This is a genomic window from Pseudarthrobacter sp. O4 (assembly GCF_050157025.1).
In the GTDB taxonomy this organism is placed as follows: domain Bacteria; phylum Actinomycetota; class Actinomycetes; order Actinomycetales; family Micrococcaceae; genus Arthrobacter.
In genome coordinates this window covers 1,347,319-1,373,060 of record NZ_CP189591.1, presented here as the reverse complement: position 1 = coordinate 1,373,060, position 25,742 = coordinate 1,347,319, and the positions used below count along the sequence as shown (strand labels likewise).

The 25,742-nt window shown below is 64.5% G+C and carries 21 protein-coding genes; 15 read left to right on the top strand and 6 right to left on the bottom strand.

Annotated features, from left to right (window positions below):
* Positions 1-11: 11 nt before the first annotated feature.
* Together ACQCSU_RS06180 and ACQCSU_RS06175 are read right to left on the bottom strand one after the other, a co-directional pair.
* Positions 12-1,067: a DNA polymerase IV gene (locus tag ACQCSU_RS06180; protein WP_426979730.1), complete on the bottom strand. Its 1,056-nt coding sequence runs from the start codon at positions 1,065-1,067 to the stop codon at positions 12-14.
* A 128-nt stretch (positions 1,068-1,195) separates the two neighbouring features.
* Complete coding sequence (locus tag ACQCSU_RS06175) at positions 1,196-1,546, bottom strand: hypothetical protein (protein WP_426978861.1); 351 nt, start codon at positions 1,544-1,546, stop codon at positions 1,196-1,198.
* 1,524 nt (positions 1,547-3,070) lie between these two features.
* Between ACQCSU_RS06175 and ACQCSU_RS06170 the strand changes: the two genes are divergently transcribed.
* The gene (locus ACQCSU_RS06170; protein ID WP_426978860.1) at positions 3,071-4,573 is read left to right on the top strand and encodes an FAD-dependent monooxygenase; all 1,503 of its coding nucleotides are present in this window, start codon (positions 3,071-3,073) and stop codon (positions 4,571-4,573) included.
* Between the two features lie 409 nt (positions 4,574-4,982).
* On the opposite strand, the gene ACQCSU_RS06165 is transcribed toward ACQCSU_RS06170, so the two are convergent.
* Complete coding sequence (locus tag ACQCSU_RS06165) at positions 4,983-5,642, bottom strand: cyclodeaminase/cyclohydrolase family protein (RefSeq protein WP_426978859.1); 660 nt, start codon at positions 5,640-5,642, stop codon at positions 4,983-4,985.
* Between the two features lie 109 nt (positions 5,643-5,751).
* On the opposite strand from ACQCSU_RS06165, the gene ychF reads away from it, so the two are divergent.
* The 6 genes from ychF (at position 5,752) to ACQCSU_RS06135 (ending at position 14,831) form a co-directional block, all read left to right on the top strand.
* Positions 5,752-6,837: a redox-regulated ATPase YchF gene (ychF, locus tag ACQCSU_RS06160; protein ID WP_426978858.1), complete on the top strand. Its 1,086-nt coding sequence runs from the start codon at positions 5,752-5,754 to the stop codon at positions 6,835-6,837.
* A 340-nt stretch (positions 6,838-7,177) separates the two neighbouring features.
* Positions 7,178-8,938, top strand: coding sequence for an ABC transporter family substrate-binding protein (locus tag ACQCSU_RS06155; RefSeq protein WP_426978857.1), 1,761 nt, complete (start codon positions 7,178-7,180; stop codon positions 8,936-8,938).
* 393 nt (positions 8,939-9,331) lie between these two features.
* Positions 9,332-10,975 carry a peptide ABC transporter substrate-binding protein gene (locus tag ACQCSU_RS06150; RefSeq protein WP_426978856.1) on the top strand — a complete coding sequence of 548 codons (1,644 nt, stop codon included), beginning with the start codon at positions 9,332-9,334 and terminating at the stop codon, positions 10,973-10,975.
* Between the two features lie 217 nt (positions 10,976-11,192).
* Positions 11,193-12,122 (top strand): ABC transporter permease, encoded by a 930-nt coding sequence (locus ACQCSU_RS06145; RefSeq protein ID WP_426978855.1) that lies wholly within the window; start codon positions 11,193-11,195, stop codon positions 12,120-12,122.
* Positions 12,112-13,104, top strand: a complete 993-nt coding sequence (locus ACQCSU_RS06140; RefSeq protein WP_426978854.1) for an ABC transporter permease — start codon at positions 12,112-12,114, stop codon at positions 13,102-13,104. The genes ACQCSU_RS06145 and ACQCSU_RS06140 overlap by 11 nt, the downstream gene beginning before the upstream one ends.
* Before the next feature lie 11 nt (positions 13,105-13,115).
* On the top strand, positions 13,116-14,831 hold the full coding sequence (locus tag ACQCSU_RS06135; protein WP_426978853.1) for a dipeptide ABC transporter ATP-binding protein: 1,716 nt from the start codon (positions 13,116-13,118) through the stop codon (positions 14,829-14,831).
* 108 nt (positions 14,832-14,939) lie between these two features.
* On the opposite strand, the gene ACQCSU_RS06130 is transcribed toward ACQCSU_RS06135, so the two are convergent.
* On the bottom strand, positions 14,940-15,764 hold the full coding sequence (locus ACQCSU_RS06130) for an SGNH/GDSL hydrolase family protein (protein ID WP_426978852.1): 825 nt from the start codon (positions 15,762-15,764) through the stop codon (positions 14,940-14,942).
* 283 nt (positions 15,765-16,047) lie between these two features.
* Here ACQCSU_RS06130 and typA point away from each other — a divergent pair, with 283 nt between their 5' ends.
* The 3 genes from typA (at position 16,048) to ACQCSU_RS06115 (ending at position 19,441) form a co-directional block, all read left to right on the top strand.
* Positions 16,048-17,976 (top strand): translational GTPase TypA, encoded by a 1,929-nt coding sequence (typA, locus tag ACQCSU_RS06125; RefSeq protein ID WP_426978851.1) that lies wholly within the window; start codon positions 16,048-16,050, stop codon positions 17,974-17,976.
* 33 nt (positions 17,977-18,009) lie between these two features.
* On the top strand, positions 18,010-18,387 hold the full coding sequence (locus ACQCSU_RS06120; RefSeq protein ID WP_426978850.1) for a hypothetical protein: 378 nt from the start codon (positions 18,010-18,012) through the stop codon (positions 18,385-18,387).
* 244 nt (positions 18,388-18,631) lie between these two features.
* Positions 18,632-19,441, top strand: a complete 810-nt coding sequence (locus tag ACQCSU_RS06115; RefSeq protein ID WP_426978849.1) for a type IV toxin-antitoxin system AbiEi family antitoxin domain-containing protein — start codon at positions 18,632-18,634, stop codon at positions 19,439-19,441.
* Positions 19,442-19,755: 314 nt separating this feature from the next.
* Here ACQCSU_RS06115 and ACQCSU_RS06110 read toward each other — a convergent pair whose 3' ends face one another.
* Complete coding sequence (locus tag ACQCSU_RS06110) at positions 19,756-20,016, bottom strand: hypothetical protein (RefSeq protein WP_426978848.1); 261 nt, start codon at positions 20,014-20,016, stop codon at positions 19,756-19,758.
* Positions 20,017-20,182: 166 nt separating this feature from the next.
* On the opposite strand from ACQCSU_RS06110, the gene fdxA reads away from it, so the two are divergent.
* The 3 genes from fdxA to ACQCSU_RS06095 all read left to right on the top strand — a co-directional run bounded on the left by fdxA (position 20,183) and on the right by ACQCSU_RS06095 (position 23,182).
* On the top strand, positions 20,183-20,509 hold the full coding sequence (gene fdxA / locus ACQCSU_RS06105) for a ferredoxin (protein ID WP_354184727.1): 327 nt from the start codon (positions 20,183-20,185) through the stop codon (positions 20,507-20,509).
* A gap of 13 nt (positions 20,510-20,522) precedes the next feature.
* Positions 20,523-21,707 (top strand): succinyldiaminopimelate transaminase, encoded by a 1,185-nt coding sequence (dapC, locus tag ACQCSU_RS06100; RefSeq protein WP_426978847.1) that lies wholly within the window; start codon positions 20,523-20,525, stop codon positions 21,705-21,707.
* Positions 21,708-21,898: 191 nt separating this feature from the next.
* Positions 21,899-23,182 (top strand): citrate synthase, encoded by a 1,284-nt coding sequence (locus ACQCSU_RS06095; protein ID WP_426978845.1) that lies wholly within the window; start codon positions 21,899-21,901, stop codon positions 23,180-23,182.
* A gap of 92 nt (positions 23,183-23,274) precedes the next feature.
* Here the strand turns inward: ACQCSU_RS06095 and galE are convergent, their stop codons facing one another.
* Positions 23,275-24,288, bottom strand: coding sequence for a UDP-glucose 4-epimerase GalE (galE, locus tag ACQCSU_RS06090; RefSeq protein WP_426978844.1), 1,014 nt, complete (start codon positions 24,286-24,288; stop codon positions 23,275-23,277).
* Between the two features lie 117 nt (positions 24,289-24,405).
* On the opposite strand from galE, the gene ACQCSU_RS06085 reads away from it, so the two are divergent.
* Both ACQCSU_RS06085 and ACQCSU_RS06080 read left to right on the top strand, forming a co-directional pair.
* Positions 24,406-25,074, top strand: a complete 669-nt coding sequence (locus tag ACQCSU_RS06085; protein WP_426978843.1) for a TetR/AcrR family transcriptional regulator — start codon at positions 24,406-24,408, stop codon at positions 25,072-25,074.
* A gap of 48 nt (positions 25,075-25,122) precedes the next feature.
* Positions 25,123-25,734 (top strand): hypothetical protein, encoded by a 612-nt coding sequence (locus ACQCSU_RS06080; protein ID WP_426978841.1) that lies wholly within the window; start codon positions 25,123-25,125, stop codon positions 25,732-25,734.
* Positions 25,735-25,742: the final 8 nt, after the last annotated feature.

Sequence of the window (25,742 nt, the reverse complement as noted above, 5' to 3'; positions counted from 1 at the left end):
GAGCGACGCCGTCACCAACCGCCGCGCGTCGGCGTATGTCCCTTTCGGGCATCGTCGGGCATTGCCATTTCGGCCCGCAGGCCTAGGAGTCGGATCGGACGGCCCGCTTCGATTCCGGCTGCGAGGTCCAAGGCCCGCGCGAGGATTTCGTTCCGGTCGAATGTCTCGGGAATCTTCCTCGCGTGGGTCTTGGTGAAGAACGGCGCGTACCGAACCTTGAGGGTCAGCCCAACCACGGGCCGTCCTTCGGCCACAACATCCTCAAGGACACGCGCTGCCAGCTCCCTCACGGCGTCGTCCACCTGGGCGGGCTCGGTCAGGTCCCGCTGGAAGGTGGTCTCCCGGCTATGCCCGCGGGCAACCCACGGGGTGTCGTCCACAACGCTGGCGCCGTCCCCGCGTCCGAGCTCCACGTACCAAGGACCCATCTTGGGACCGAACTCCGGGACCAGGTCTTGGGGGTCGGACGCGGCGAGCTCGGCGACTGTGTTGATGCCGAGTTTGGCCAGCCTGCCCGACACTTTGGTTCCGACGCCCCACAGGTCCTTGGTGGGCCGACTGCCCATGACGTCTAACCAGTTCCCGGCAGTGAGACGGAAGACGCCGGCCGGCTTGCCGAAACCGGTGGCGACCTTGGCTCGGACCAAGGTGTCGCCGATGCCCACGCTGCAATGCAGCTGCGTTCGCTCCAGGACAGCGGCCTGCACCTGCCGGGCGTAGGCTTCCGGATTCTCTGTCTCAGTGCCTACAAAGGCTTCATCCCAACCCAGCACCTGCACGGTGGCGCCGGGCTGCGCGCGCAGGGTAGCCATCACCGTTTCAGACGCCGCGAGGTAAGCCTCCTGATCGACGGGCAGGATCACAGCGTCGGGCACTTTCCGGGCCGCAATGCGTAAGGGCATTCCGGAACCCACGCCGAACGCCCTGGCTTCGTAGGATGCGGTCGACACCACAGCTCGTTCCGTGGGGTCGCCCCGACCGCCGACAATGATCGGCTTGCCCGCAAGCTCCGGCCGCCGGAGCACTTCGACCGCCGCAATGAACTGGTCGAGATCGACGTGCAGCACCCACCGGATTCCGCTCACGCCACCAGTCTGCCCTAAACATCCCTGGCAAGCATCGGCTCTCCACCGAGCTTGGCCGCTGAGCCTGCGGCCTCCTGACCTTCAGATCCTCACTGGAGCTGGGCTGCTCTTTAGGGTTTGGCTTGGACGCGAGCTTCCTTAGCCTCTGCTTTGGCCTGCAGGCGCTGCTCCTTTGCTTTCCGACGCTCGTAGCTGGCTCGGATGTTGTCGGCGCGCATTTTCTGGTTGCCTTCTTCTAGTTTGTTCCCCAGCTTGCCGAGCAGCCCGAGCGTGCCCGTTGCCAACGGGTTTGCGGCCATGGCGGATGCGGGGCGCCTGAGCGTAGCTCGATCGCTCCCAGCACCAAGAACGTGCTTCACCTGGACCAACTCCCACCCGTCTTTGCCCAGTTTGCTAAGTTCGCGGCTTTGCTTCTTTGGGTTTGCCGGCACTCTGACGGTCCGGTATTCGTCATTGTCCATCTTGTTTGTCCCCCCCCGCGGTTTTCCACCCCGTTTTGATGTGGTGGCTGGTCGATTCTTACATGCTGACGTTTCGGGGCAACTGCCCCAGGTTGACTACGCGGTCGGGTTCCGTGGCTCTTCTGGGGCCTCATCTCCTCGCTCTGATCGGTTCGGTTCTGACTTGCAGGAAAGCCGATCCATGCCCGGTAAAGGTTGCAATCCTTCAGGACCGATGGGCAGACGGATCTCGAGTCCCCGGCGCCAGCGGGCGAGTTCTCCGCCCGGTCAGGGTTGCATTCCCGTGGACCGCTCGTTCTTGGCCACTTTGGGCGAGATGTGTGGGACGGCCAGTTTTCGGGCCGGTAAAGGTTCCTCAAACGGGATCGACGAAGCGGCAACTTGATCCAGCAGGCCGTCCCAGCCCCAAGGAGGGGAGACAGCCGTATTGCCGCTGAACTGTCCAGTGATGGTCAGTCGGAATCTGTCCTCCGGATACTACGAGAAGGGTGGTTCAGGAGCCGGCCTTGGACGCCATCCACCGGGATCGGTACGTCCTGCTCTGATCCCCTGGTGTCTCTGGGCCCTGCCCTATAGGAAAGTCTCGAACTGCAGTAGCAGTGTGTCTGATCCGCCGTTGCGCCCAACTTTGGCGAAGCCGATCCGCTCGTACAGGACTCTGGCCCTGTTGCCGTCTTCCACGCTTAGGCTTATTGCCCGGATTGAGCGCAGGCGTCCGAGGGCGATGAGGCTGATATGAGCGCTGTGCCGACACCTGTGCCTCGGTGGGCCGTGAAAGGACTTTTGGGTCCCGCGTTCGACGGCCAGCAGAACCGTCCCGGTCAGGGTTCCTCAAACGGGACTAAGAAACTGCCAACCCTGGCAGCGTTTAACTGCCATTCCTGTCCATCGGACACAAGGCGATCGGCGGACTTAATTCGGCGGCATGGAAGACTCCGAACGCCGGGCCATAGCGGATGTTTCTCCCGTGCCGGCAGGAAATCAACGATTTTCCAGGACACAGAACGGCGACGTGTGCACTCGTCTTCGGAAAATGACATCTGCGCTCGGAATTCTGGGCCCGGTTGCCTTGCATCCCTGCCTCGCAAGTGACCCTTCGGCCCTACGCGGCGCAGCGGCCCCTGTTCAGCCACTCCGTGGCCGTTGCGCGTAGGTCGGGGGCAGTCCTAGCGACAGCGTGTCGTCGCCGGAGTGGAGGATGGAGTGGCGGGCAACCTCCTCGCGAGGACGTTGCCCGACAACAGCGAACGACAATGGATAGGAGGCTAACCCACTCCTGTCCATTTCCAATTTATCGCCCGCAAGGGGGCTTGCGGCAAGCCCCGGGTCGTGCCGCATAATCGCCGAAGGCCAGAGACTGGAGAACGGGAGTAGCGAAATGCGTGTGTTGTTCTCGACGTATGGGTCGCACGGGGACGTCGAACCCATGGTGGGACCCGCGGTGCAGCCGCGGGCACTCGGCGCGGGGGCCGAGGAATGTGATGCGCTGGTTGCGACCGGCGTGACGCCGACCGGAGTGTGGCGATGACTGGGCATGCGGTGGTGATCGCCGGAGGAGGCCCGACAGGGCTGATGTTGGCGGGCGAGTTGGCGTTGGCGGGCGTCGACGTCGCCATTGTCGAGCGGCGCGCCAGCCAGGACCTCGCCGGCGCGCGCGCAGGCGGTCTGCACTCACGCACCATCGAGGTCCTCGATCAGCGCGGGATCGCCGATCGGTTCCTCTCGCAGGGACAGGTGGCTCAGGTCGCCGGTTTCGCCTTCAACCGCTTGGACATCAGCGACTTTCCCACCCGGCACCCATACGGGCTCGGGCTGTGGCAGAAGTACATCGAGCGCATCCTCGCCGGCTGGGTCGACGAGCTGCCCGTGACGGTCTATCGCGGACGCGAGGTGACGGGCTTCGCGCAGGACGACACCGGCGTCGACGTCGCGCTGTCCGACGGCGAGTCTCTGCGGGCGGGATATCTCGTCGGGTGCGACGGAGGGCGCAGCGTCGTCCGCAAAGCAGCCGGCATCGATTTCCCCGGGTGGGATCCGACGACCAGCGCGCTGCTCGCCGAGGTCGAGGTGACAGAGGAGCCGGAGTTGGGCATCCGCCAAGACGACCTCGGCACCCATTCCTTCGGCAGGGTGGAGTACGAGATCCGCGACGGCGAGATCGTTTACGCAGATGAGGGGCCGGTGGGGGTCGTGGTGACCGAACGGGACCCCGGAGCCATCAGCGAACCGACCCTGGCCGATCTCAGCAAAGCGCTCATCACCATCTACGGAACCGATTACGGGATCCACAGTCCCACTTGGATCACGAGGTTCACAGACATGACCCGACAGGCCGCGTCCTACCGGGAGGGACGGGTGCTGCTGGCCGGCGACGCCGCACACGTGCATTACCCGGCGGGTGGACAGGGCCTCAACATCGGTGTCCAGGATGCCGTGAATCTGGGATGGAAGCTGGCCCAGGTTGTCAACGAGACATCCCCGGCCAGCCTGCTGGATACCTACCAAGCTGAACGCCACCCCATCGCTGCGCGCGTGCTGCGTAACACGATGGCGCAAACCGCGCTCATGCGTCCCGCCGATGCGCGCCTCGAGGCCTTGCGCGAGACCGTGGCCGAGCTGCTGAGCATGGACGAGCCGCGCAAGCGGTTCGCCGGGATGATGTCCGGTCTGGACATCCACTACGACGTCGGCGAGGGACATCCATTGCTCGGCCGACGCATGCCCGACCTCGACCTGGTCACCGCGGACGGCCCGCTGCGGGTCTTCACCCTGCTGCACGAGGCCCGGCCCGTCCTGCTCAACCTCGGTGAGCCCGGCGGCTTCGACACCGCTCCGCGGCCGGACCGGGTCCAGCTGATCGACGCCCAATACGGTGGTACCTGGGAGCTTCCGGCAATCGGGGAGGTGGCGGCTCCCACGGCCGTGCTGATTCGACCCGACGGATATGTGGCCTGGGTGGGAGACCGGGCCCAGCTGGGGCTCGCTGACGCGCTCACCACCTGGTTCGGACCGCCTACCGCGCCGTAGCGCACCGCTTTCAAGGTCATTCTGTTAGGAGACACGTCCTTGGGCAGACGTCCGATAGCGCCGCCAGCCAGCCCCTTCTGAGCGCTGACTGGCACCTCTGCGTATCAAGTTCGGGCGTTTTTAGCAGGAGCAGGCCGGGCTGGTTCGAGCTGGACCGCGTGTCAGCTGTGGCTTGCTGGTCATGGCGACTGCCGTCGTGCCGGTGAAGCCGGCACTCACTCGACAGGGATCCCTGCCCAATTGTGCGGAGTCCAATCCACGGGGTAGCCGCATTCTTCCATCGAGAGGAGGATCGGTTCGGGGCGTGCCGGCGACCAGAACGTCCACCACACACTCGGCTCCGTGGTGACGATCTCGATTTCCCAGGCTATGGGTGGGAACAAGTTCCGTCGCTGTTTGGTGCGCCGTGTCAGAGGACGTCCGTTGGGGCGGCACGGTGATCTATCTCGGTTGTTAGGTCGTCGATCCGGTCAAGTGCGGCGTTGAGATGCTCGACCGTCGCCCACAGGGCTGGATGCTGTTCCCGGATATGTTCGAGGGTGGTTCCCGCTGAGGTGAGCGAAGCGAGATCGAAACTTACGTTTGTGCGCGCCCCTGTGACCGCTGCCCTTAGGGCACCGAACGCGACGACGATATCGGCAATAAGCTCCGGGTTACCGTTGGAAGCAAGCCACTCCAGATCCTCAATGGCATCGATTGCTCGCTCGCCGAGCACGGCGGATGCCCTGGCTGCGTCGACGGATGCTCGGTGTATGGCGTCCTCGCGTTCCGGCCCCGGTTCCAGCCGAAACGCTGTCCCGAAAGCTTTAGATGCTGACGCGTCGTCATCGGCCAGTCGGAGTGCGGCTTCTCGGAGAGAACGCGCCCGCGCGTGAACATTAGTGAGCTCCCCGCGCCGGCCGTCCTCAGCTTCCGTATATCCAGCAACCATTGATGTCAATGACGCGGCGATGGCAAGCACCACTCCCGTCCCAGCCCCGCCGCCTGGGGAACCGATGGACTCTGCCAAAGCTCGCGTCCAATCCTCAACCGTCGAGCTTTGAGTTGTAACCGCGTCTGAATCAGCCATGACACCAAGTGTGCCCCTTAGTTGGCCCGCCGCCCGATCGGGCCCGGCGCGGGCCCGGAAAATCCGGCCCCGGAGAGATCCCCGGCCGCAGCGGGTAGAATATATGCTCGTGGCTCTTACTATTGGCATCGTCGGACTGCCCAACGTCGGCAAATCAACTCTTTTCAACGCACTGACCCGCAACCAGGTGCTCGCAGCGAACTACCCGTTCGCCACGATCGAGCCCAACGTCGGCGTCGTGAACCTGCCGGATCCGCGGCTTGCGAAGCTGGCCGCCGTCTTCGGATCCCAGCGACTGCTGCCCGCTCCGGTGTCCTTCGTGGACATCGCCGGGATTGTGAAAGGTGCGTCGGAGGGCGAAGGCCTCGGCAACAAGTTCCTTGCCAACATCCGCGAGGCCGAGGCCATCGTCCAGGTTGTCCGCGTTTTCGACGACCCGGATGTCATCCACGTTGACGGCAAGGTGGATCCCCGCTCGGATATGGAGACCATCAACACCGAGCTGATCCTGGCTGACCTCCAGACGATCGAAAATGCGATTCCCCGGATCGAAAAAGAAGTCAAGATCAAGAAGCGGGAAGCCGCCGAGCTCGCTGCCATCAAGGCGGCCCAGGCCGTGCTGGAACGTGGCGACACCATTTTCGCCTCGGTCAAGAGCGACAAGCTGGAGATGGAGCACCTCAAGGAGCTCAGCCTCCTGACCGCCAAGCCCTTCATCTACGTCTTCAACGCGGACGAGGGCATTCTGGGCAGTCCGGAGAAGCAGGAAGAACTGCGGGCCATGGTTGCCCCGGCGGACGCCATCTTCCTCGATGCCAAGCTGGAATCCGACCTCGTCGAGCTGGACGAGGAGGAGGCCCGCGAAATGCTGGAAATGAACGGCCAGGACGAATCCGGCCTCGACCAGCTGGCCCGCGTCGGCTTCCACACCCTCGGGCTCCAGACGTACCTCACGGCCGGGCCCAAGGAAACCCGGGCCTGGACCATCCATCAGGGCGATACTGCCCCGCAGGCCGCCGGCGTGATCCACTCCGACTTCCAGCGCGGCTTCATCAAGGCCGAAGTCGTGTCCTTCGACGACCTGATCGAAGCCGGCTCGATGTCCGAGGCGAAGGCCCGGGGCAAGGTCCGGATCGAAGGCAAGGAATATGTCATGGCCGACGGCGACGTCGTGGAGTTCCGCTTCAACGTGTGAGCGACTTGGAATTATCCCAGTAATTAAAGATTAACGCGAGAAGCCACCATTTTCTGAATCAGGGCTCCTCGCGTGTCCGCCGCCTTTACCGCGGGGCGAAGCGGCTGTCAAAGTTTTCGGGAGTTCTTGGGGATTCCGTAGAGAATCAGGACCGGCGTGCCGGTCAAATGTTGCAGCTCGGTAACGAACTTTACAAGGGAGTTATGTTTCCCCACTCGGGGTTCGCTTTCGGGTTTACGCTTCATGCCATGTGGGGGCGCCAGACTGCCGCCGGCGAGTGTGGACGTCTGTCGGGCGCCTACGGCCTCGGTCTCATCCACCGCAGAAACAAGGAGGCGCAATGCGCTTGGGCCGTATTCCCAAAGCGATGGGCGTGGCAGCAGCGGCTGTTCTTGCTCTGAGCGCATGCGCAAGCGGCAACGGCGGTTCAACCCCGACGAATGCTGCAGGCAAGACGGGTGGCAAGGCCACTGTGGCCGAAGTGAATGCCTTCAGCTCGTTCAACCAGTTCACCGCTGAAGGAAACGTTGATGTCAACGGCAACGTCGGTTACATCACCCACTCCGGTTTCTACTATGTGGATGACAAGCTCAAAGTGATTCACAACGACAAGTTCGGCAAGTATGAGAAGATCGCCGACAACCCATTGACCGTTCGGTACACGGTCAACGAGGGGGTCAAGTGGTCAGACGGCGAGGCCATAGACGCCGGCGACCTGCTCCTTTCATGGGCCGTGAACTCCGCCCACTACGACGACGCCGGAGCGTCAACCGGCACCACTTATTTCACCCCTGCCGCGGACACCAGCGGTCTGAACACGACGGAATTCCCTGAAGTCGGCGCGGACGGCCGGTCCATCACGCTGAAGTACGCCCAGCCCTACGCTGAATGGGAAATAGCCTTCGACGTCGACATGCCTGCACACGTCGTGGCCACGAAGGCCGGTCTCGCCGACGAGAAGGCGCTCATCGAACTGCTCAAGAGCACGCCCCGGGGCGATTCCAGGGCACCCGGGCCCGTCAACGACGCGCTGAAGAAGGTCGCCGACTTCTGGAACACCGGCTTCGACACCAAGACCCTGCCAAACGACCCGTCACTGTACCTCTCCAGCGGCCCCTACATCGTCAAGAACATCGTCCAGGACGCTTCCATGACCCTGGTCAAGAACAAGGACTACAACTGGGGCCCCGAGGCGAAGCTGGATGAAATCACCATCCGCTACATCGGCTCCGCATCAGCCCAGGTCCAGGCCCTCAAGAACCGCGAAGCCGACATCATCGCGCCGCAGCCGTCCGCTGACACCCTCGAGCAGCTGAAGGCCTTGGAGAGCGACGGGGTCACCACCGAGAGGTACGGTGAGCTAGCGTACGACCACCTGGATCTCAACTACACCGGGCCGTTTGCGGACAAGAACGTCCGGGAGGCGTTCATGATGACCGTTCCGCGGCAGGACATCGTCGAGAAGATCGTCAAGAAGCTCGACCCGGGCGCCATGCCGCTCGATTCGCAGCTCTTCCTCCCCTCCCAGGCCAAGTATGGGGATGCGGCCAAGGCCAACGGCTCCTCCAAGTACCAGACAGCGGACATCGAGGGCGCCAGGAAGCTCCTTGCCGGGGCCACCCCGGAAGTTCGGATCATGTACAACAAGGACAACCCCAACCGGGTTGACGCCTTCTCGCTGATCCGGGAATCAGCCGCCAAAGCCGGATTCAAGATTGTCGACGGCGGTCTGGGCCAGGCGGACTGGGGCAGCGCCCTGGGTGACGGCAGCTACGACGCCACGATCTTCGGCTGGATCAATTCGGGCGTCGGCGTCACCGGCGTGCCGCAGGTCTTCAAGTCCACTGCCGGCAGCAACTATAACCTCTTCACCGATCCGGAGGCCGACAGGCTGATGGACGAACTCATTGTCACCACCGACAAGGCCAAGCAGGACGACCTGATCGCCCAGGTCGACAAAAGGGTTTGGGACTCGGCCTACGGCCTGCCGTTGTTCCAGGCCGTAGGGCTGGCCTCCTTCAGCGACCGCGTCACCGGCGTGAAGTCCAGTCCCGGCGAGCGCGGCATCTGGTGGAACGTCTGGGACTGGCAGGTCAAGTAGGCCGGATCAAGTAGGCCGGAGAGCCATGGCCTGCATGGGCATGGGCATGGGAATGCCGGGGCGGCTACGACAGCGGACATTCGATTCGCGCAGCGGGAACGCCGTGAATGCGTGCACGGCAGATGCAGCTGACCGGAGTTAATCTGGAATAACCGGGATCGCCATTGCGGCGAATAGTACCAGCCAGTAACGTGTGACCTGTAATACATCGCGGTTGACTGTAACTGTCAAACTATTGTCGGGTCACGGTTTGGCAACAGGGTTCCACCATTCGGACGTTTTGGGGCTAGGCTACTTCCATATGTAGGCCACGTCACAGGGATACCTCTGTGCCTGCCTGCGGGGAAGCATAAGTTTTTCCCTCACGAACTCCCACAACTCATAGGAGGCGGAATGCGTTTTTCGCGCACTTCCAAAGCACTGGGCATGGTGGCCATCGCCGCTCTCGCCCTGACCGGCTGCGGTGCCGGTGGCGGCACCGCGACCGGTAGCGGCAGCACCGGTGGCGACACCAGCAAAGTCATTCTGGCCGACGGTTCCGAGCCCCAGCGTCCCCTGATGCCGGCCGACACCAACGAGGTCGGCGGCGGCAAGGTCATCGACATGATCTTCGCGGGCCTCGTCAGCTACGACCCCAGCGGCAAGCCCGTCAACGAACTCGCTGAGTCCATTGAAGGCAAGGATGGCCAGCACTTCACCATCAAGATCAAGAAGGACCAGAAGTTCACGAACGGCGAGGCCATCACGGCCAAGTCCTTCGTTGACTCCTGGAACTTCGGCGCGGCAGCCAAGAACGCGCAGCTCAGCGGTGGCTTCTTCGAAAGCATCAAGGGCTACGACGAGGCCAGCGCAGAAGGCTCGACCGTTGACACCATGTCCGGCCTGAAGGTCGTTGACGACCAGACGTTCACGGTCGAGCTGAAGCAGCCGGAGTCCGACTGGCCGCTGCGCCTCGGTTACACCGCCTTCGTTCCGGTCCCGTCCGGTGCACTCGCGGACCCGAAGGGATTCGGCGAAAAGCCGGTTGGCAACGGTCCGTACAAGATGGCCGACGGCGGCTGGCAGCACAATGTGCAGATCCAGCTTGTCCCGAACCCGGACTACAACGGTCCCCGCAAGGCCAAGAACGCCGGCGTGACGTTCAAGATCTTCCAGAACGACGACGCGGCGTACCAGGATCTGCTGTCCAACAACCTGGACATCCTGCAGACCATCCCGACCAGCGCACTGAAGAACTTCAAGTCTGACCTCGGCGACCGCACGATCAACAAGCCGTATGCCGGCAACCAGACCATTGCCATCCCGGAATACCTGCCGGAATGGAGCGGTGAGGCCGGCAAGCTCCGCCGCCAGGCAATCTCCATGGCAATCAACCGTGACGAAATCACCAAGGTGATCTTCAGCGGTGCCCGCCAGCCGGCCAAGGATTTCACGGCCCCCGTGCTTGACGGCTACAGCGACTCGATCCCGGGTTCGGAGAACCTGAAGTTCGATGCCGCCAAGGCCAAGGAAGCCTGGACCAAGGCCGACGGTATCCAGAAATGGGATGCCGAGAAGACCTTCACCATTGCCTACAACGCCGACAAGGGCGGACACAAGGCATGGGTTGAGGCTGTCGTAAACCAGCTCAAGAACACGCTCGGCATCAAGGTTGAAGGCAAGCCGTACGCGACCTTCAAGGAAGTCCGCAACGACGCAACCGCCAAGACCCTGACCGGTGCCATCCGCGCCGGCTGGCAGGCGGACTACCCGTCGCTGTACAACTTCCTCGGCCCGATCTACAAGACCGGTGCCGGTTCCAACGACGCCGACTACGCGAACCCGACGTTCGACAAGGCCGTCTCCGATGGCCTGAACGCCTCGTCAGTCAGCGACGGCAATAAGGCCATGAACAAGGCCCAGGAAATCCTGCTTCAGGACCTTCCTGCCATCCCCCTGTGGTACCAGGTCGCCCAGGGCGGCTGGAGCGACAAGGTAACCAACGTTGACTACGGCTGGGACGGCGTTCCGCTGTACTACAACATCTCCGGCAAGTAACAACACAATGACGGCGGGGGCTGCCCAGAATTGGGGCCTCCGCCGTCGTTTTGCCTCCACACATTTCTAATGGCCCGGGTCTTCGGGCGAACTTTTCGCAGGCCGCCCGCCGTGAGTGTACCGGCGTCGCCCTGCATCAATAGTGAAAAGGTTCTTTGATGAACAACTCCACCGCATCCCCGGACAGGATGCCTGCTGACGGGGGTGTGCTTCGCTGATGGCGACTTATATCCTCAAGCGTTTCCTCCAACTGATTCCCGTCTTCCTGGGCGCGACGCTGCTGGTCTATTTCCTGGTCTTCAGTCTCCCCGGCGACCCCATCGTGGCTCTCTTCGGCGACAAGCCGGTCAATGAGGCCGTGGCGGCAAAGCTCCGGGCCCAGTACCACCTGGACCAGCCCTTCTGGATCCAATACCTGCTTTACCTTAAGAGCATCTTCACCTTTGACCTCGGTCAGGACTTCTCCGGGCGCCCCATCGCCGCGGTGCTTGGCGAAGTCTTCCCGGTCACGGCACGGTTGGCCGTGATGGCCCTCATTTTCGAGGCTGTCTTCGGCATCGTCTTTGGCCTCATTGCGGGTCTGCGCAAGGGCAAGTTCTTCGACTCGACCGTGCTGGTGGCATCGCTGATCGTCATCGGTATTCCGATCTTCGTCCTCGGCTTCCTGCTGCAGTTCACCATCGGCGTCCAGCTCGGCTGGGCCAAACCCACGGTCAGCTCGGCCGCGACCGTTCAGGACCTGATCCTGCCGGCCATCGTCCTGGGCCTGGGCTCCTTCGCCTATGTTCTCCGGCTGACCCGGACAAGCGTGATCGAGAACATGAGCGCCGACTACGTGCGCACGGCCACGGCCAAGGGCCTGTCCCGCTTCCGGGTGGTCCGCGTGCACATCCTGCGCAACTCCCTGATCCCCGTCATCACGTTCCTCGGGGCGGACCTCGGCGCCCTGATGGGCGGCGCGATCGTCACCGAAGGCATCTTCAATGTGCCGGGTGTCGGCAACCGGCTCTACCGGGCCGTCCTGTCAGGGGAAGGCCCGACGGTGGTCTCGATCGTCACCGTGTTGGTGCTGATCTACTGCCTCTCCAACCTGTTCGTTGACCTGCTGTACGCCTGGCTTGACCCGAGGATCCGCTATGACTCCTGATTACAACACCTCAGAGCACGGAGCCGCCGCTCCTGTGCAGCGCCACAAAGATCATTTCGTTGCAGACGTCTCAGAGACGCCCCTCCAGGCGACCGACCGGGTCAAGGAGGACAAGGCGCCCCTGAGCCTCTGGGGCGAGGCCTGGCGGAACCTGCGCAAGCAGCCGCTGTTCCTGGTTTCGGCGTTCCTGATCCTCGTCGTCGTGGCGGTGTCGCTGTTCCCGGGACTGTTCTCCCAGATCGATCCCACCTCCGAGGCCTGCCAGCTGGCGAACTCGGATGCGGGGCCGGCCGCCGGCCACCCGCTCGGATTCACCCAGCAGGGCTGCGACGTCTATGCGCGCGTTATCTTCGGCACGCGTTCCTCGGTGACCGTGGGCCTGTTCACCACCATCGGAGTGCTCCTGATCGGCGGCATTATGGGTGCCCTGGCGGGTTACTACGGCGGCTGGGTGGATGCCATTCTGGCGCGCATCAATGACATCTTCTTCGCCCTGCCGCTGATCCTGGGCGCCATTGTGCTCATGCAGCTTCCGATGTTCCGCACCAACCGGACGGCGTGGACGCTGGTGCTGATCCTGGTCACCTTCGGCTGGCCGCAGATCGCCCGCATCACCCGCGGAGCCGTGATCGAGGTCCGCAACGCCGACTTCGTCACTGCGGCCCGGTCCCTGGGCGTCTCCAAGTTCGGTGCGCTCATGCGCCACGTCATGCCGAACTCGCTGGCTCCAATCATCGTCGTCGCCACGATCTCCCTGGGCACGTTCATCGTGGCAGAATCCACGCTGTCCTTCCTCGGCATCGGGCTCCCGCCCAGCGTCATGTCCTGGGGCAACGACATCCAGGCGGCGCAGGCCTCGCTGCGGTCCAACCCGATGCCGCTGCTCTACCCGGCTATCGCGCTGTCCATCACCGTCCTGAGCTTTATCATGCTGGGCGACGCCCTGCGTGATGCTCTCGATCCCAAAGCGCGCAAGCGATGAAAGGGGACGCCATGAACGCCTCTGTTGAAATCCTGGAAGTGGACGACTTTACTGAGCGCCCGCTGCTTGAAATCAAGGACCTGGCGATCGGCTTCGCGACCAGCAACGGCGAGGTCCAGGCCGTGCGGAACGCGCACCTGACCATCATGCCCGGCGAGACGGTGGCCATCGTGGGCGAGTCCGGTTCCGGCAAGTCGACGACGGCCTTGGCCGCCATCGGGCTGCTTCCGGGCAACGGCCGCGTCTCTGCGGGGCAGATCCTGTTCGACGGCGAGGACATCTCCCAGGCCAGCGAGAAGCGGATGATCGAACTCCGCGGCAACAGCATCGGCATGGTCCCGCAGGACCCGATGTCCAACCTGAACCCCGTGTGGAAGATCGGCTACCAGGTCCGCGAGACATTGAAGGCCAACGGACTGCCGAGCGGAACGGACGACGTCGCAAAGGTCCTGTCCGAGGCGGGACTGCCCGACGCCGCGAGGCGGGCCAAGCAGTACCCGCATGAGTTCTCCGGCGGCATGCGCCAGCGTGCGCTGATCGCGATCGGGCTGTCCTGCCAGCCCCGCCTGCTGATCGCCGACGAGCCGACGTCCGCCCTGGACGTCACGGTCCAGCGGCAGATCCTCGATCATCTGGACACGATGACCACCGAACTCGGAACCGCCGTGCTGCTCATCACCCACGACCTGGGCCTGGCAGCCGAGCGCGCCGACAAGGTGGTGGTCATGTACCGCGGCCAGGTTGTCGAATCCGGACCGTCGCTTGAACTGCTGCAGAACCCGCAGCACCCGTACACCCGGCGCTTGGTCTCCTCGGCGCCGTCGCTGGCGTCACGGCGTATCCAGGTCGCCAAGGAACTCGGTGTGGAAAGCGAGGATCTCCTCGCACCCACTGATGATGTCGTGGTGGCGCCGTCCCTGCCAGAAGAGGTGCTGCACATTGAGAACCTGAGCAAGGTCTTCAAGCTGCGCTCCGGATTCGGCCGGTCCACGGACTTTACCGCGGTGGACAACGTCTCCTTCAGCGTCAGGCGGGGAACGACGACGGCGATCGTGGGCGAGTCGGGTTCCGGCAAGTCCACCGTTGCACAGATGGTGCTGAACCTCCTGACGCCCACCGCCGGCAGGATCGTGTTCGACGGGGTGGACACGTCCACGCTGAACAGCAAGGAAATCTTCGCCTTCCGCCGGCGGGTACAGCCGATCTTCCAGGACCCCTACGGCTCCCTGGACCCGATGTACAACATCTTCCGGACCATCGAGGAGCCGCTGCGGACCCACAAGATCGGGGACAAGACCAGCCGCGAGAAGAAGGTCCGCGAGCTGCTGGACCAGGTGGCTCTGCCGCAGTCGACCATGCAGCGGTACCCGAACGAGCTCTCGGGCGGCCAGCGCCAGCGTGTGGCCATTGCGCGGGCACTGGCACTGGATCCCGAGGTGATCATCTGTGACGAGGCAGTCTCCGCGCTGGACGTCCTGGTGCAGGCGCAGGTGCTGAACCTGCTCGCCGAACTGCAGTCCCGCCTGGGCCTGACCTATCTGTTCATCACCCACGACCTCGCCGTGGTCCGGCAGATCGCGGACCACGTGTGTGTGATGGAGCAGGGCAAACTGGTCGAGACCGGCTCCACGGACGAGGTCTTCGATTCGCCGCAGCAGGACTACACGAAGGCGCTGCTCAACGCCATCCCGGGTGCGCGCCTCATGCTGCCCCCGGAAGTTGCCTGATCCGGCCCGTTCCGGAACGGCAGCCTGCGGGCTGCCCGTAGGACCGGGAGCCGGCGCCTACCCTGCGGGGCGGGCGCCGGCTCCCAGTGTCTAACGGGCACCCGGTGTCTAACCGTTCTTGGCCTGGGCCTGGGTCTGAACGTTCTTGGCCTGCAGGCCCAGATCCCGGAGCTTCGTGCCCAGGATGGCGCCCAGCTTGTGGTGGCCCTCGGTGCCCAGGTGCACGCGGTCCGTCGCGAACTTCAACAGGTCGTATTTCGTCATCCAGTCGCCGACGCTGACAAAAGGTATGCCCTGCTTCGCTGCAACTGTTCCCAAGAGGGTGTCCACCTCGGTGCGGCGCCCGCCGCCATGGTCGGAGCCGAGGGCCAGAGTGCCGATCATGGCGAGGGTTGCCCCGGGGTAGCGCTGCCGAAGCGCGCTGATCAGCTTCTCAGCGTTGGCCGTGATCTTGTCGTCACTGGCTCCGGTACCGGCGTCGTTCCCGCCGCCCTGGATCACCACCAGCGGCGGCGAGCCATAGGGCAGTCTCCAGTCACCGCGTTCCAGCGCATTGATGTAGTTGCCGGTCTTGCCGTTATTCGCCACGAACCCGGTGCCGCCCGCGCCGCAGTAATAGACGTGGTAGCCCAGCGCGGTGAGCCCCTGCCGTGGCCACCCGACCGCAGGGGCGGACTGGGAGTCGCCAATCAGCAGGGCGGTGTGTCCGATGTCCTTCACGACGACTTCTTCCCGGCCAGTGGCGGGATTCCGGTAGACCGAACACGGCGGCATGGTGGCCGGATCCTGTCCCGCGGTGGGAGAGGTGAGCGTCGATGCGGCGCACACATCAGGGTTGTAGGGCTGGGATGGTGTCTGCCCGCAGCCGCCCAGAAGTACGCCTGCGGCGATCATCGGTGCGAGGAAACGGAACAGAGCCGTGGCGTTCCGCATGAAAGATCTCCGGGCTGGCTTGCTGCTATCACAGCCATCATGGGGCATGGACGCCCGAAAATCCAGTGATTTTGCTCACAGCCGGCGGCTCACGCCCTCGCGCCGACCACCCCTGCCGGCGCCCGCCGTTTGGGGGTTGGGCTGGGCATTTTAGGCCAATAAATGACCTAGCGTTTAGACTTGTAGAAGGTGCCCTGTGTCAAAGGGACTCATACGTCGTGCGTTCCGGTTGGAAATGTCGCGATACAACAGCTGACTTCACCACTGAATCGAGCAATAACGCATGTCTGAAACCACCACCAACACCGCGGTAGCCACTGCATCGCGCAGTGATCTGCGCAACGTCGCGATTGTGGCCCACGTTGACCACGGCAAGACTACGCTGGTCGACGCCATGCTCAAGCAGACCAACTCTTTTGCCGCGCACAACCACCTCGAAGACCGTGTCATGGACTCCGGTGACCTGGAACGCGAAAAGGGCATCACCATTCTGGCCAAGAACACCACCGTGGCCTACAACGGTCCGTCCTCCAAGGGCGAGACCATCACCATCAATGTCATCGACACCCCCGGCCACGCCGACTTCGGTGGCGAGGTCGAGCGCGGCCTGTCCATGGTCGACGGCGTCGTCCTCCTCGTCGACGCTTCTGAGGGCCCGCTGCCCCAGACCCGCTTCGTGCTGCGCAAGGCCCTCGCCGCGCACCTGCCGGTGATCCTCCTGGTCAACAAGACCGACCGTCCCGATGCGCGGATCGAAGAAGTTGTCCACGAGTCCATGGACCTGCTCCTCGGCCTGGCTTCGGACCTCGCGGACGAAGTTCCGGACCTCGACCTGGACAAGATCCTCAACGTTCCCGTCGTCTACGCCGCCGCCAAGGTTGGCCGCGCGTCCCTCGAGCAGCCGGCCGACGGCTCGGCTCCGGAGAACGAGGACCTCGAGCCGCTCTTCCAGGCCATCATCGAGCACATCCCGGCGCCGACCTACAACCCGGACGGCGTCCTGCAGGCCCACGTCACCAACCTGGACGCCTCCCCGTTCCTCGGCCGCCTCGCGCTGCTGCGTATCTACAACGGCACCCTGCGCAAGGGCCAGACCGTCGCCTGGGCACGTGCCAACGGCGAACTGAAGAACGTCAAGATCACCGAACTGCTGGCCACCAAGGCACTGGACCGTGTTCCGACCGATTCCGCAGGACCGGGCGAGATCGTCGCCGTCGCCGGCATTGATGAAATCACCATCGGTGAGACCCTGACCGACGTCGACAACCCGCAGCCGCTGCCGCTGATCACTGTTGACGATCCGGCCATCTCCATGACCATCGGTATCAATACCTCGCCGCTGGCCGGCCGGGTCAAGGGCGCCAAGGTCACGGCCCGCCAGGTCAAGGACCGCCTGGACAAGGAACTGATCGGCAACGTCTCCATCAAGGTGCTCCCCACGGAGCGCCCGGATGCCTGGGAAGTCCAGGGCCGTGGCGAGCTCGCGCTGGCCATCCTGGTTGAGCAGATGCGCCGCGAAGGCTTCGAGCTGACCGTCGGCAAGCCGCAGGTTGTCACCAGGACCATCGACGGCAAGATCCACGAGCCGATGGAACACATGACCATCGACGTGCCCGAAGAATACCTCGGCGCGGTCACCCAGCTCATGGCCGCCCGCAAGGGCCGCATGACCAACATGGCCAACCACGGCACCGGCTGGTGCCGCATGGAGTTCATCGTTCCGGCCCGTGGCCTGATCGGTTTCCGCACCAAGTTCCTCACAGACACCCGCGGCGCCGGCATCGCAGCTTCCATTTCCGAGGGCTACGAGCCCTGGGCCGGCCCGATCGAGTACCGCACCAACGGTTCGATGATCGCCGACCGGGCCGGTGTTGTGACGCCGTTCGCCATGATCAACCTGCAGGAACGTGGCTCCTTCTTCGTCCGGCCCACCTCCGAGGTCTACGAAGGCCAGATCGTCGGCGAGAACTCACGCGCCGACGACATGGACGTGAACATCACCAAGGAAAAGAAGCTCACCAACATGCGTGCCGCTTCCTCCGACACCTTCGAGAACCTGACGCCCCCGCGCGACCTGACCCTCGAAGAGTCCCTCGAATTCGCCCGCGAAGACGAGTGCGTCGAGGTCACCCCGGAATCCATCCGGATCCGGAAGCTCATCCTGGACGTCAACCAGCGTGCCAAGTCCAACCGGGCCCGCGCCAAGTCCTAGCTGCGGCGTTCCTGGCCTCGGTACGGAGAATCTGTGAATAAGGGAGCTGCCGGCATGGCAGGCGGTGTTGCCGCCGCCGTGCCGGCAGCTCTTTTTGTTGCCCTGGCGGGTACCGCCCTGCACGGGCACGGCGTCCTGATCTTCGGCATCGACGTTCCCTGGGGCGCCGCCGCCGCGCTGGTGCTGCTGGGGTCCGTCCAGCTGTGGCTCGGGGCCGCGTACCGTTCGGGCGTCCCGACTGCGGTCTGCGGGGTTCTCTGCTACGCCCTTACCGGTTGGTGGTCCACCCTGGAGAACGGAAAACGCCTCGTAGTCGCCGACACAGCCGGGAATCTCTGGATCTTCGGCTCCGCCGTGGTCACCCTCGCGGTGCTCGTCTGGTGCCGGCGTTACCGCGCCGCGAAGGGGTAGCGTCCGGAGCCTGCTTTCCCGCCGCCCCGGTGGGACATGCCCATTCCCCGGCCGCGCGGATGGACATGATGGCCATATGTCCGGCCTTCGCCCGGGACCAGGGGACATGTCCACCCGTGACCGCTGGACATGCTCCGCTGACCGCTGGACATGCTCCCGCAGGCTTGGCAAATGACACATGCGTTTATGCACATAGCGGGGGAGTGCGCTGTTTTCGCGGCCTCTTCCACACGCACGATAGCGTATGGTCAACATTGTTGAGGTGCTCTCGAATTACGACGGCGTGGCCCGCGCCAAACACCTCGCTGCCGCGGGGGTATCGGATTTCCAGGTCAAGGCCGCCATGGCCAGCGGTGCCGTTTCCCGGGTGGCCCGCGGAGTGTACGCGCTTCCCGCCGCGGATGCCCGGCTGGTCTCTATCCGTTCCCTGCCGGCGGAGCCTGGCTGCATCAGCGCGGCCCAGTTGCAGGGGCTGTGGGTCTTGGAGCCACCGGCGCAGCCGCATGTCGCGCTGCCGCACAGCCGTAGCTATCCGGGCTTCGTCTGCCACAGATCGCCCGCACCGCCGACCCTGTTGGACTCGGTTGTGCAGAGCCTGAGGTGCCTGCCGGAACTCGACGGACTGGTCATCGCCGAATCCGCCGTCGTGCTCAAGGGGCTCCCTCTCGCGGCGTTGCGCCGCCGTCTGGGAGGGCGGAACGACGCGCGGGAGCGCCGGATCGTGGCAGGGATTGTCCCGCAGTCGCAGTCCATCATCGAGTGCCTGGCAAGATTCCAGCTGCGGCGCGCTGGATTCCACGTCGAATCGCAGGTCAATATCCCGGGCATGGGGCATCTTGACCTCATGGTCGACGGGCGCCTCGGCATCGAGACCGACGGTGCAGGCTTCCATATGGACAAGGAAAGCTTCGAGGAAGACCGCCGGCGATGGAACGTGACCACCAGGCTGGGAATCCCGACCCTGGTCGTGAGCTATCCCCTGCTCAAGAATCATCCGCAGGAGTTCATCGCCCTGGTCCGGGACACGCTGAACAGGCTCTCCGCCGCAGCGTAGTACTGGACATGTCCTCCCGCAGCCCTGTGCCAACCCGCCGTGCACTTCCAGTTCTCAAGTCCCACCATGGACATGTCCCACTCTTGCGGCCAGGACCACTGGACATGTCCCACTCTTGTGGCCAGGGATGGACAAATTGGTGAAGTGTCCATCGCCTGTGGCCAGGGGAGAGCATGTCCGCCGGTCGGGCCTCCGGGTGCGGCCAGGGGAGGGCATGTCCGCCGGTCGGGCCTCCGGGTGCGGCCAGGGGAGGGCATGTCCGCCGGTCGGGCCTCCGGGTGTGGCCAGGGGAGAGCATGTCCGCCGGTCGGGCCTCAGCGGGCAGGGTCAGAGCCGGGCTTCCGCGGGGCGCGGCGCGGCGGGGCGGGCGGGACTTCCTTCGCGGCCACCACCAGCGCCAGCTGAATCACAACGTCGGCGTGCCGGGTGCGGACGGTGCACTCGCCGTCGGCCTGTCCCACCAGCTCGCCGAGCGCATCCGTCAGGCCGCCCTCGATCCGGTACCGGACCACGACGCGGGTGCCCAGCCGGGCACCCGTAAGGAACTTTTGCGGTACGGGCATTGGCGAACTCACCAGTTCATACTAGGACCAGTTCACGCAACGACCCGGTCCAGTGTGACGTCGGGCTAGGTTCGCGGGAACGGGCTGGGAGATAATAGGCTCAGAAGTCAGCAGTCCGGCGCTCAGGCCGGAGCAACCTCCGGCCGGTCGCCGGAACCAACGTGGAGAGGCCAGGGACGTGACGTACGTAATCGCGCAGCCGTGTGTAGATGTCAAGGACAAGGCATGTATTGAAGAGTGCCCCGTCGATTGCATCTACGAAGGTGAGCGTTCCCTGTACATCCACCCGGACGAGTGCGTGGACTGCGGTGCGTGTGAGCCGGTCTGCCCCGTGGAGGCAATCTACTACGAGGACGACACGCCGGAGGAATGGGCGGACTACTACAAGGCCAACGTCGAGTTCTTTGACGTTCTGGGTTCTCCGGGCGGTGCCGCGAAGATCGGCAACACCCACACGGACCACCCCATGATTGCCGCCCTGCCGCCGCAGAACCAAGAAAGCTAGGGCGGACGCTCCGGTGACATCCGCGTTGCGCAGCTTCGGGCTCAGCCTGCCCGACTACCCGTGGGAGGCTCTGGCGCCGTACCTTGCCAGGGCAGCCGAACACCCCGGGGGACTCGCCAACCTCTCTATCGGGACCCCGGTGGATCCGACGCCGGAGGTCGTGCAGGACGCGCTCCGGGCCGCGGCCAACGCCCCCGGTTATCCCACGGTCCACGGCACCCCGGCCCTCCGCGACGCCATCGCGGCGTGGTTTGACCGCCGCCGCGGCGTGCCCGGCCTGGATCCGCAGAACGTCATGCCCACGGTGGGCTCCAAGGAACTCGTCGCCTGGCTGCCGTTTCTGCTCGGTCTCAAACCGGGCGACGTCGTGGTGCGGCCCACTGTCGCGTACCCCACCTACGACATCGGCGCCACCTTTGCCGGCGCCGAACAGATGGCCGCGGACGACCTCGACGAGCTCGACGCCGCAACCCGGGCACGTGTGCGCCTGGTCTGGGTCAATTCGCCGGCCAACCCCACCGGAAGTGTGCGGGACAAAGCATCACTCAAGCGCATCGTGGCCCAGGCCCGTGACCTCGGGGCCGTGGTGGCCTCGGACGAATGCTACGCCGAACTCGGCTGGGGCGAATGGGACGTACAGCGCGGCGGCACCCCGGTGCCCAGCATCCTCCATCCCGAAGTCGCCGACGGCTCGCACGAAGGCCTGCTGGCGGTTTACTCACTGAGCAAGCAGTCCAACGTCGCAGGCTACCGCGCCGCCTTTGTCGCCGGAGATCCGGCCATCATGGCGAACCTCGTCAACAGTCGCAAACACGCCGGCATGATCGTCCCCTACCCGGTGCAGGAGGCCATGCGGGTGGCCCTCGGCGACGACGCGCACGTCCAGACACAGAAGGACCTCTACCGCGGGCGCCGCGAACGGATCATACCGGCGCTGGAAGGCTTCGGACTGACGATTCATGAGTCCCGGGCCGGGCTGTATCTGTGGGCCACCGCCGGCGAGGACACGTGGCACACTTTGGGCCGGCTAGCGGACCGGGGAATCGTCGTCGGGCCCGGAGTCTTCTACGGGGACGCCGGCAACGGGTTCGTCCGGGTCGCGCTGACCGCCACGGATGAGCGGATCGACGCCGCAGTGGCACGGCTGGCTACCGGCCGTAACAATGCTGTGACACGTGCCACAACTGGCGCGTTTTAGGCAGGTCCGGGCGCCCTTGGATTGGTGCCGCCCGGAATCTGAAGGTAGTTTTTAACTGACTATCAATGGTGGCTTTCCACAAGAAGGCAGCGCAGCCGTTGGAATCCGTCTCCGTACAGGTTCCGTAAGCGGCTTCACCAGATGTTGGACCAGCTTTCTACAGAGGCCCCGACGCCTCATGAGGAGACTCCATGACTGAGACCACCAGCGCTACCCTGCGCCATGCCGGCGGAGAGCTCGAACTCCCGCGCATCAAGGTTGTAGAAGGAAACGAAGGCTACGACGTTTCCAAGCTGCTGAAGCAGACCGGCGCGGTTGCGTTTGACCCCGGGTTCATGAACACCGCCGCCACCACATCGGCCATCACCTACATCGACGGCGACGCCGGCATCCTGCGTTACCGCGGCTACCCGATCGAGCAGCTCGCCCAGCACTCAAGCTTCCTGGAAGTTTCCTACCTGCTGATCTACGGCAACCTGCCGACCCCCACGGAGCTGGACGCCTTTGACCAGCGGATCCGCCACCACACCCTGCTGCACGAAGAGCTCAAGGGCTTCTTCAGCGGCTTCCCGCGCGACGCCCACCCGATGCCGGTGCTGTCCTCGGCCGTGTCCGCGCTCTCCACGTTCTACCAGGACTCGCTGGACCCGTTCAACGCCGAGCAGGTGGAAGTCTCCACGTACCGCCTGCTGGCCAAAATGCCGGTCATCGCCGCCTATGCCCTGAAGAAGAGCATCGGCCAGCCCATGCTGTACCCGGACAACTCCATGAATCTTGTGGAAAACTTCCTGCGCCTGAGCTTCGGCCTGCCGGCCGAGCAGTACGAGGTGGACCCGGTCATCGCCAAGGCCCTGGATCTCCTCCTCATCCTGCACGCGGACCACGAGCAGAACTGTTCGACCTCCACGGTCCGGCTGGTCGGTTCCTCCAACGCCAACCTTTTCGCCTCCGTGTCCGCCGGCATCAACGCCCTCTTCGGCCCCGCCCACGGCGGCGCCAACGAGGCCGTGCTCAAGATGCTGCGCCAGATCCAGGCCGACGGCACCAAGCCCGAGGACTACATGGAGAAGGTCAAGAACAAGGAAGACGGCGTGCGCCTTATGGGCTTCGGGCACCGCGTCTACAAGAACTACGACCCGCGCGCCAAGATCGTCAAGGCCACGGCCCACGAGATCCTCAGCAAGCTCGGAGGCAACGACGAGCTGTTGGACATTGCCATGCGCCTCGAAGAGAAGGCCCTGAACGACGACTACTTCATCCAGCGCAAGCTCTACCCGAACGTGGACTTCTACACGGGCCTGATCTACAAGGCCATGGGCTTCCCCGAGAAGATGTTCACCGTGCTCTTCGCGATCGGCCGCCTGCCGGGTTGGATTGCCCAGTGGCGCGAAATGATCAGCGATCCCAACACCAAGATCGGCCGCCCGCGCCAGCTGTACGTGGGGGAACCGGAACGCAACTACCCCGCGCTGTAGCCCGGGAATCCCCAGCGACAGCAGCAGTACGACGCCGGCCGCGCACCTCAGCAGAGGGGCGCGGCCGGCGTCGTTCTTCTCAGTTGTACCGGTCAGGCGTTGTAGCCCTGGGGGTTGTTTTTTTGCCAGCGCCAGTGGTCTTCGCACATTTCGTCGACGGTGCGGGTGGCGGACCAGCTGAGGTCCGCCAGGGCCGAGGAGGCGTCGGCCCAGAAGGCGGGCAGGTCCCCGGGGCGGCGGGCGGTGATCTCGTACGGGATGGTCTTGCCGGCGGCTTTTTCGAAGGCGCGGAGCACTTCCAGCACGGAGGAGCCCGTGCCGGAGCCGAGGTTCCAGCGGTACACCCCGGCCCGGCCGGCGATGTGCCCCAGCGCGGCGACGTGGCCTTCGGCGAGGTCGACGACGTGGATGTAGTCGCGCTGGCAGGTCCCGTCCGGGGTGTCGTAGTCGCCGCCGAAGACCATCAGCTTCTCGCGCCGGCCCACGGCGACCTGGGCGATGAACGGGACGAGGTTGTTCGGGATGCCCTGCGGGTCCTCGCCGATCCGGCCCGAGGGGTGCGCGCCGACCGGGTTGAAGTAGCGCAGCAGCGCGATGTGCCAGCGGGGGTCGGCGGCGCCGAGGTCCGCGAGGATGTCCTCGATCTGTTCCTTGGTCCGGCCGTAGGGGTTGTTCGCGCCGATCTCCATCTTCTCCAGGTACGGGCTGGGGTTGTGCTCGCCGTAGACGGTGGCGGAGGAGCTGAAGACGATCGAGCGGACCTCGTGCCGGTCCATCACGCGGAGCAGGTTCAGCGTGCCGGTGAGGTTGTTGTGGTAGTAGCGCAGGGGTTCGCGGACGGACTCGCCGACGGCCTTCAGCCCGGCGAAGTGGATGACGGCGTCGATGGGGTGCCCGGTGAAGACGGCGTCGACGGCGGCCTCGTCCACCAGGTCCACGTGGTGGAAGACCGCGGCGGTGCCGCTGAGTTCCGCGACCCGGCGCAGGGCTTCCTCGCTGGAGTTCACCAGGTTGTCGATCACCACCACCTCGTGGCCGGCTTCCTGCAGGGACAGCACAGTGTGCGAACCGATGTAACCGGTGCCGCCAGTAACCAGAATTCTCATGTGTCTTAGGCTATCCCACGTCCCGTAGCCCTCTTGCGCAGGCAGGCAGGCAGGCAGGCCTTGCCGCGGCCGGTGTGCCCCGCCGTCGTGCGGGCACATAGGTGCTAAAAAGGACTAATGCCCAAATTTGTCGACGCCGCATTACGGCGCCAGGAAGTGGTCGAAGCGGTTTTCCGGATCGTTGCATCAGACGGACTCGAACGGGCGTCGCTGCGGGAAGTTGCCGACGCGGCGGACCTCGCAGTCGGATCGGTCCGGCACTACTTCGCCAGCAGCGATGACCTTCTCGCCCATTCCTTCGGCGTCGTCGTGGACCGGATCGTCGGCCGGCTCACGGCAGCCGACGAACGGCTTGGCGGGCTGATGCCGGGAACGGCGGACCACCACCAGGGCGTATTAACCCTTCTGGGTGAATTCCTGCCGCTGGACGAGGAGCGGGCCGTCGACGCGTGTGTCTGGATGGCCTTCAAGAATGCAGCCAGGACGAGGCCGTTCCTGGCGCCGGAAGCAGACCGCAGCCACCGTGCCGTGGCCGCGGTCGTGGGCAGGCTCGTGATGGAGTTGTCCACCGCCGCTGGCGGGCACGGTCCGCAGAATCCAAGCGAGGCGGAAGCGGTGCAGCAGAGGCTGGTCATCGAGGCCGAAAGGTTGCTCGCCACGCTGGACGGGCTTACCATGCACGCACTGTTGCAGCCCGAATGGATGACTGCCCAGATGTGCCGGGACGTTCTGGAGGCCCATCTGGCGGGCCTGGCAAGCAAGTTGCCCGCCATTAACCTGCGTTAGCTTGAGGAATACACTGGAATAGTACGTCTTGCCAAGGGAGGCAATCGGATGCACCACACAGGCGGACCTGGCTGGCGGATCACCATGGACACTTCGGGACCCATGCTCATTGCGCTTTACGTGCGCGACGCCGCCGGCCTGAACAGCGCTGGGCAGCCGGCACTTTGCCACGTGGCACCCAAAATCCGGCCTTCGGACCACACCCACCTCATCGCGGAAGCGGGCGGTCTCAGTGCACTCAAGACAGAGTGGGAGGCATGGTGGGAGCAGCTCCTCAAAGCGCATCCGGAGATGTCGCCCGAACTGGGGCCGCCCGGCTTCCGTGCCTTCAGCAATTCCCCAGCACTCCGGCGCGTGCTGCAGGCGCACTTCGGCGCGGCATTGTCCTGGGCCAGGGAACGGCGCGGCGAGTACGTTGCCCTCGAGGCGGAACGGGAAGTCGGCGGCGGCGTGCAGTTACTGGCCGACATGGTGGAGGACAGGCTGCTGGAGGTTGGCCGCGCCGCCCGTGATTTCAGCCTGACCATCATCGAGCTGCCGCTGGCCGAGCCGCGGGCGTGGTACCTGGAGCCGGACAAGATCATCATGAGCCGCGAGCTGCTGTCCGAGCCTGAACTGTTCCGCAGTTACGTGCAGCCCGTGGTGGACCTGCTGGTGTGAGCGGGTCT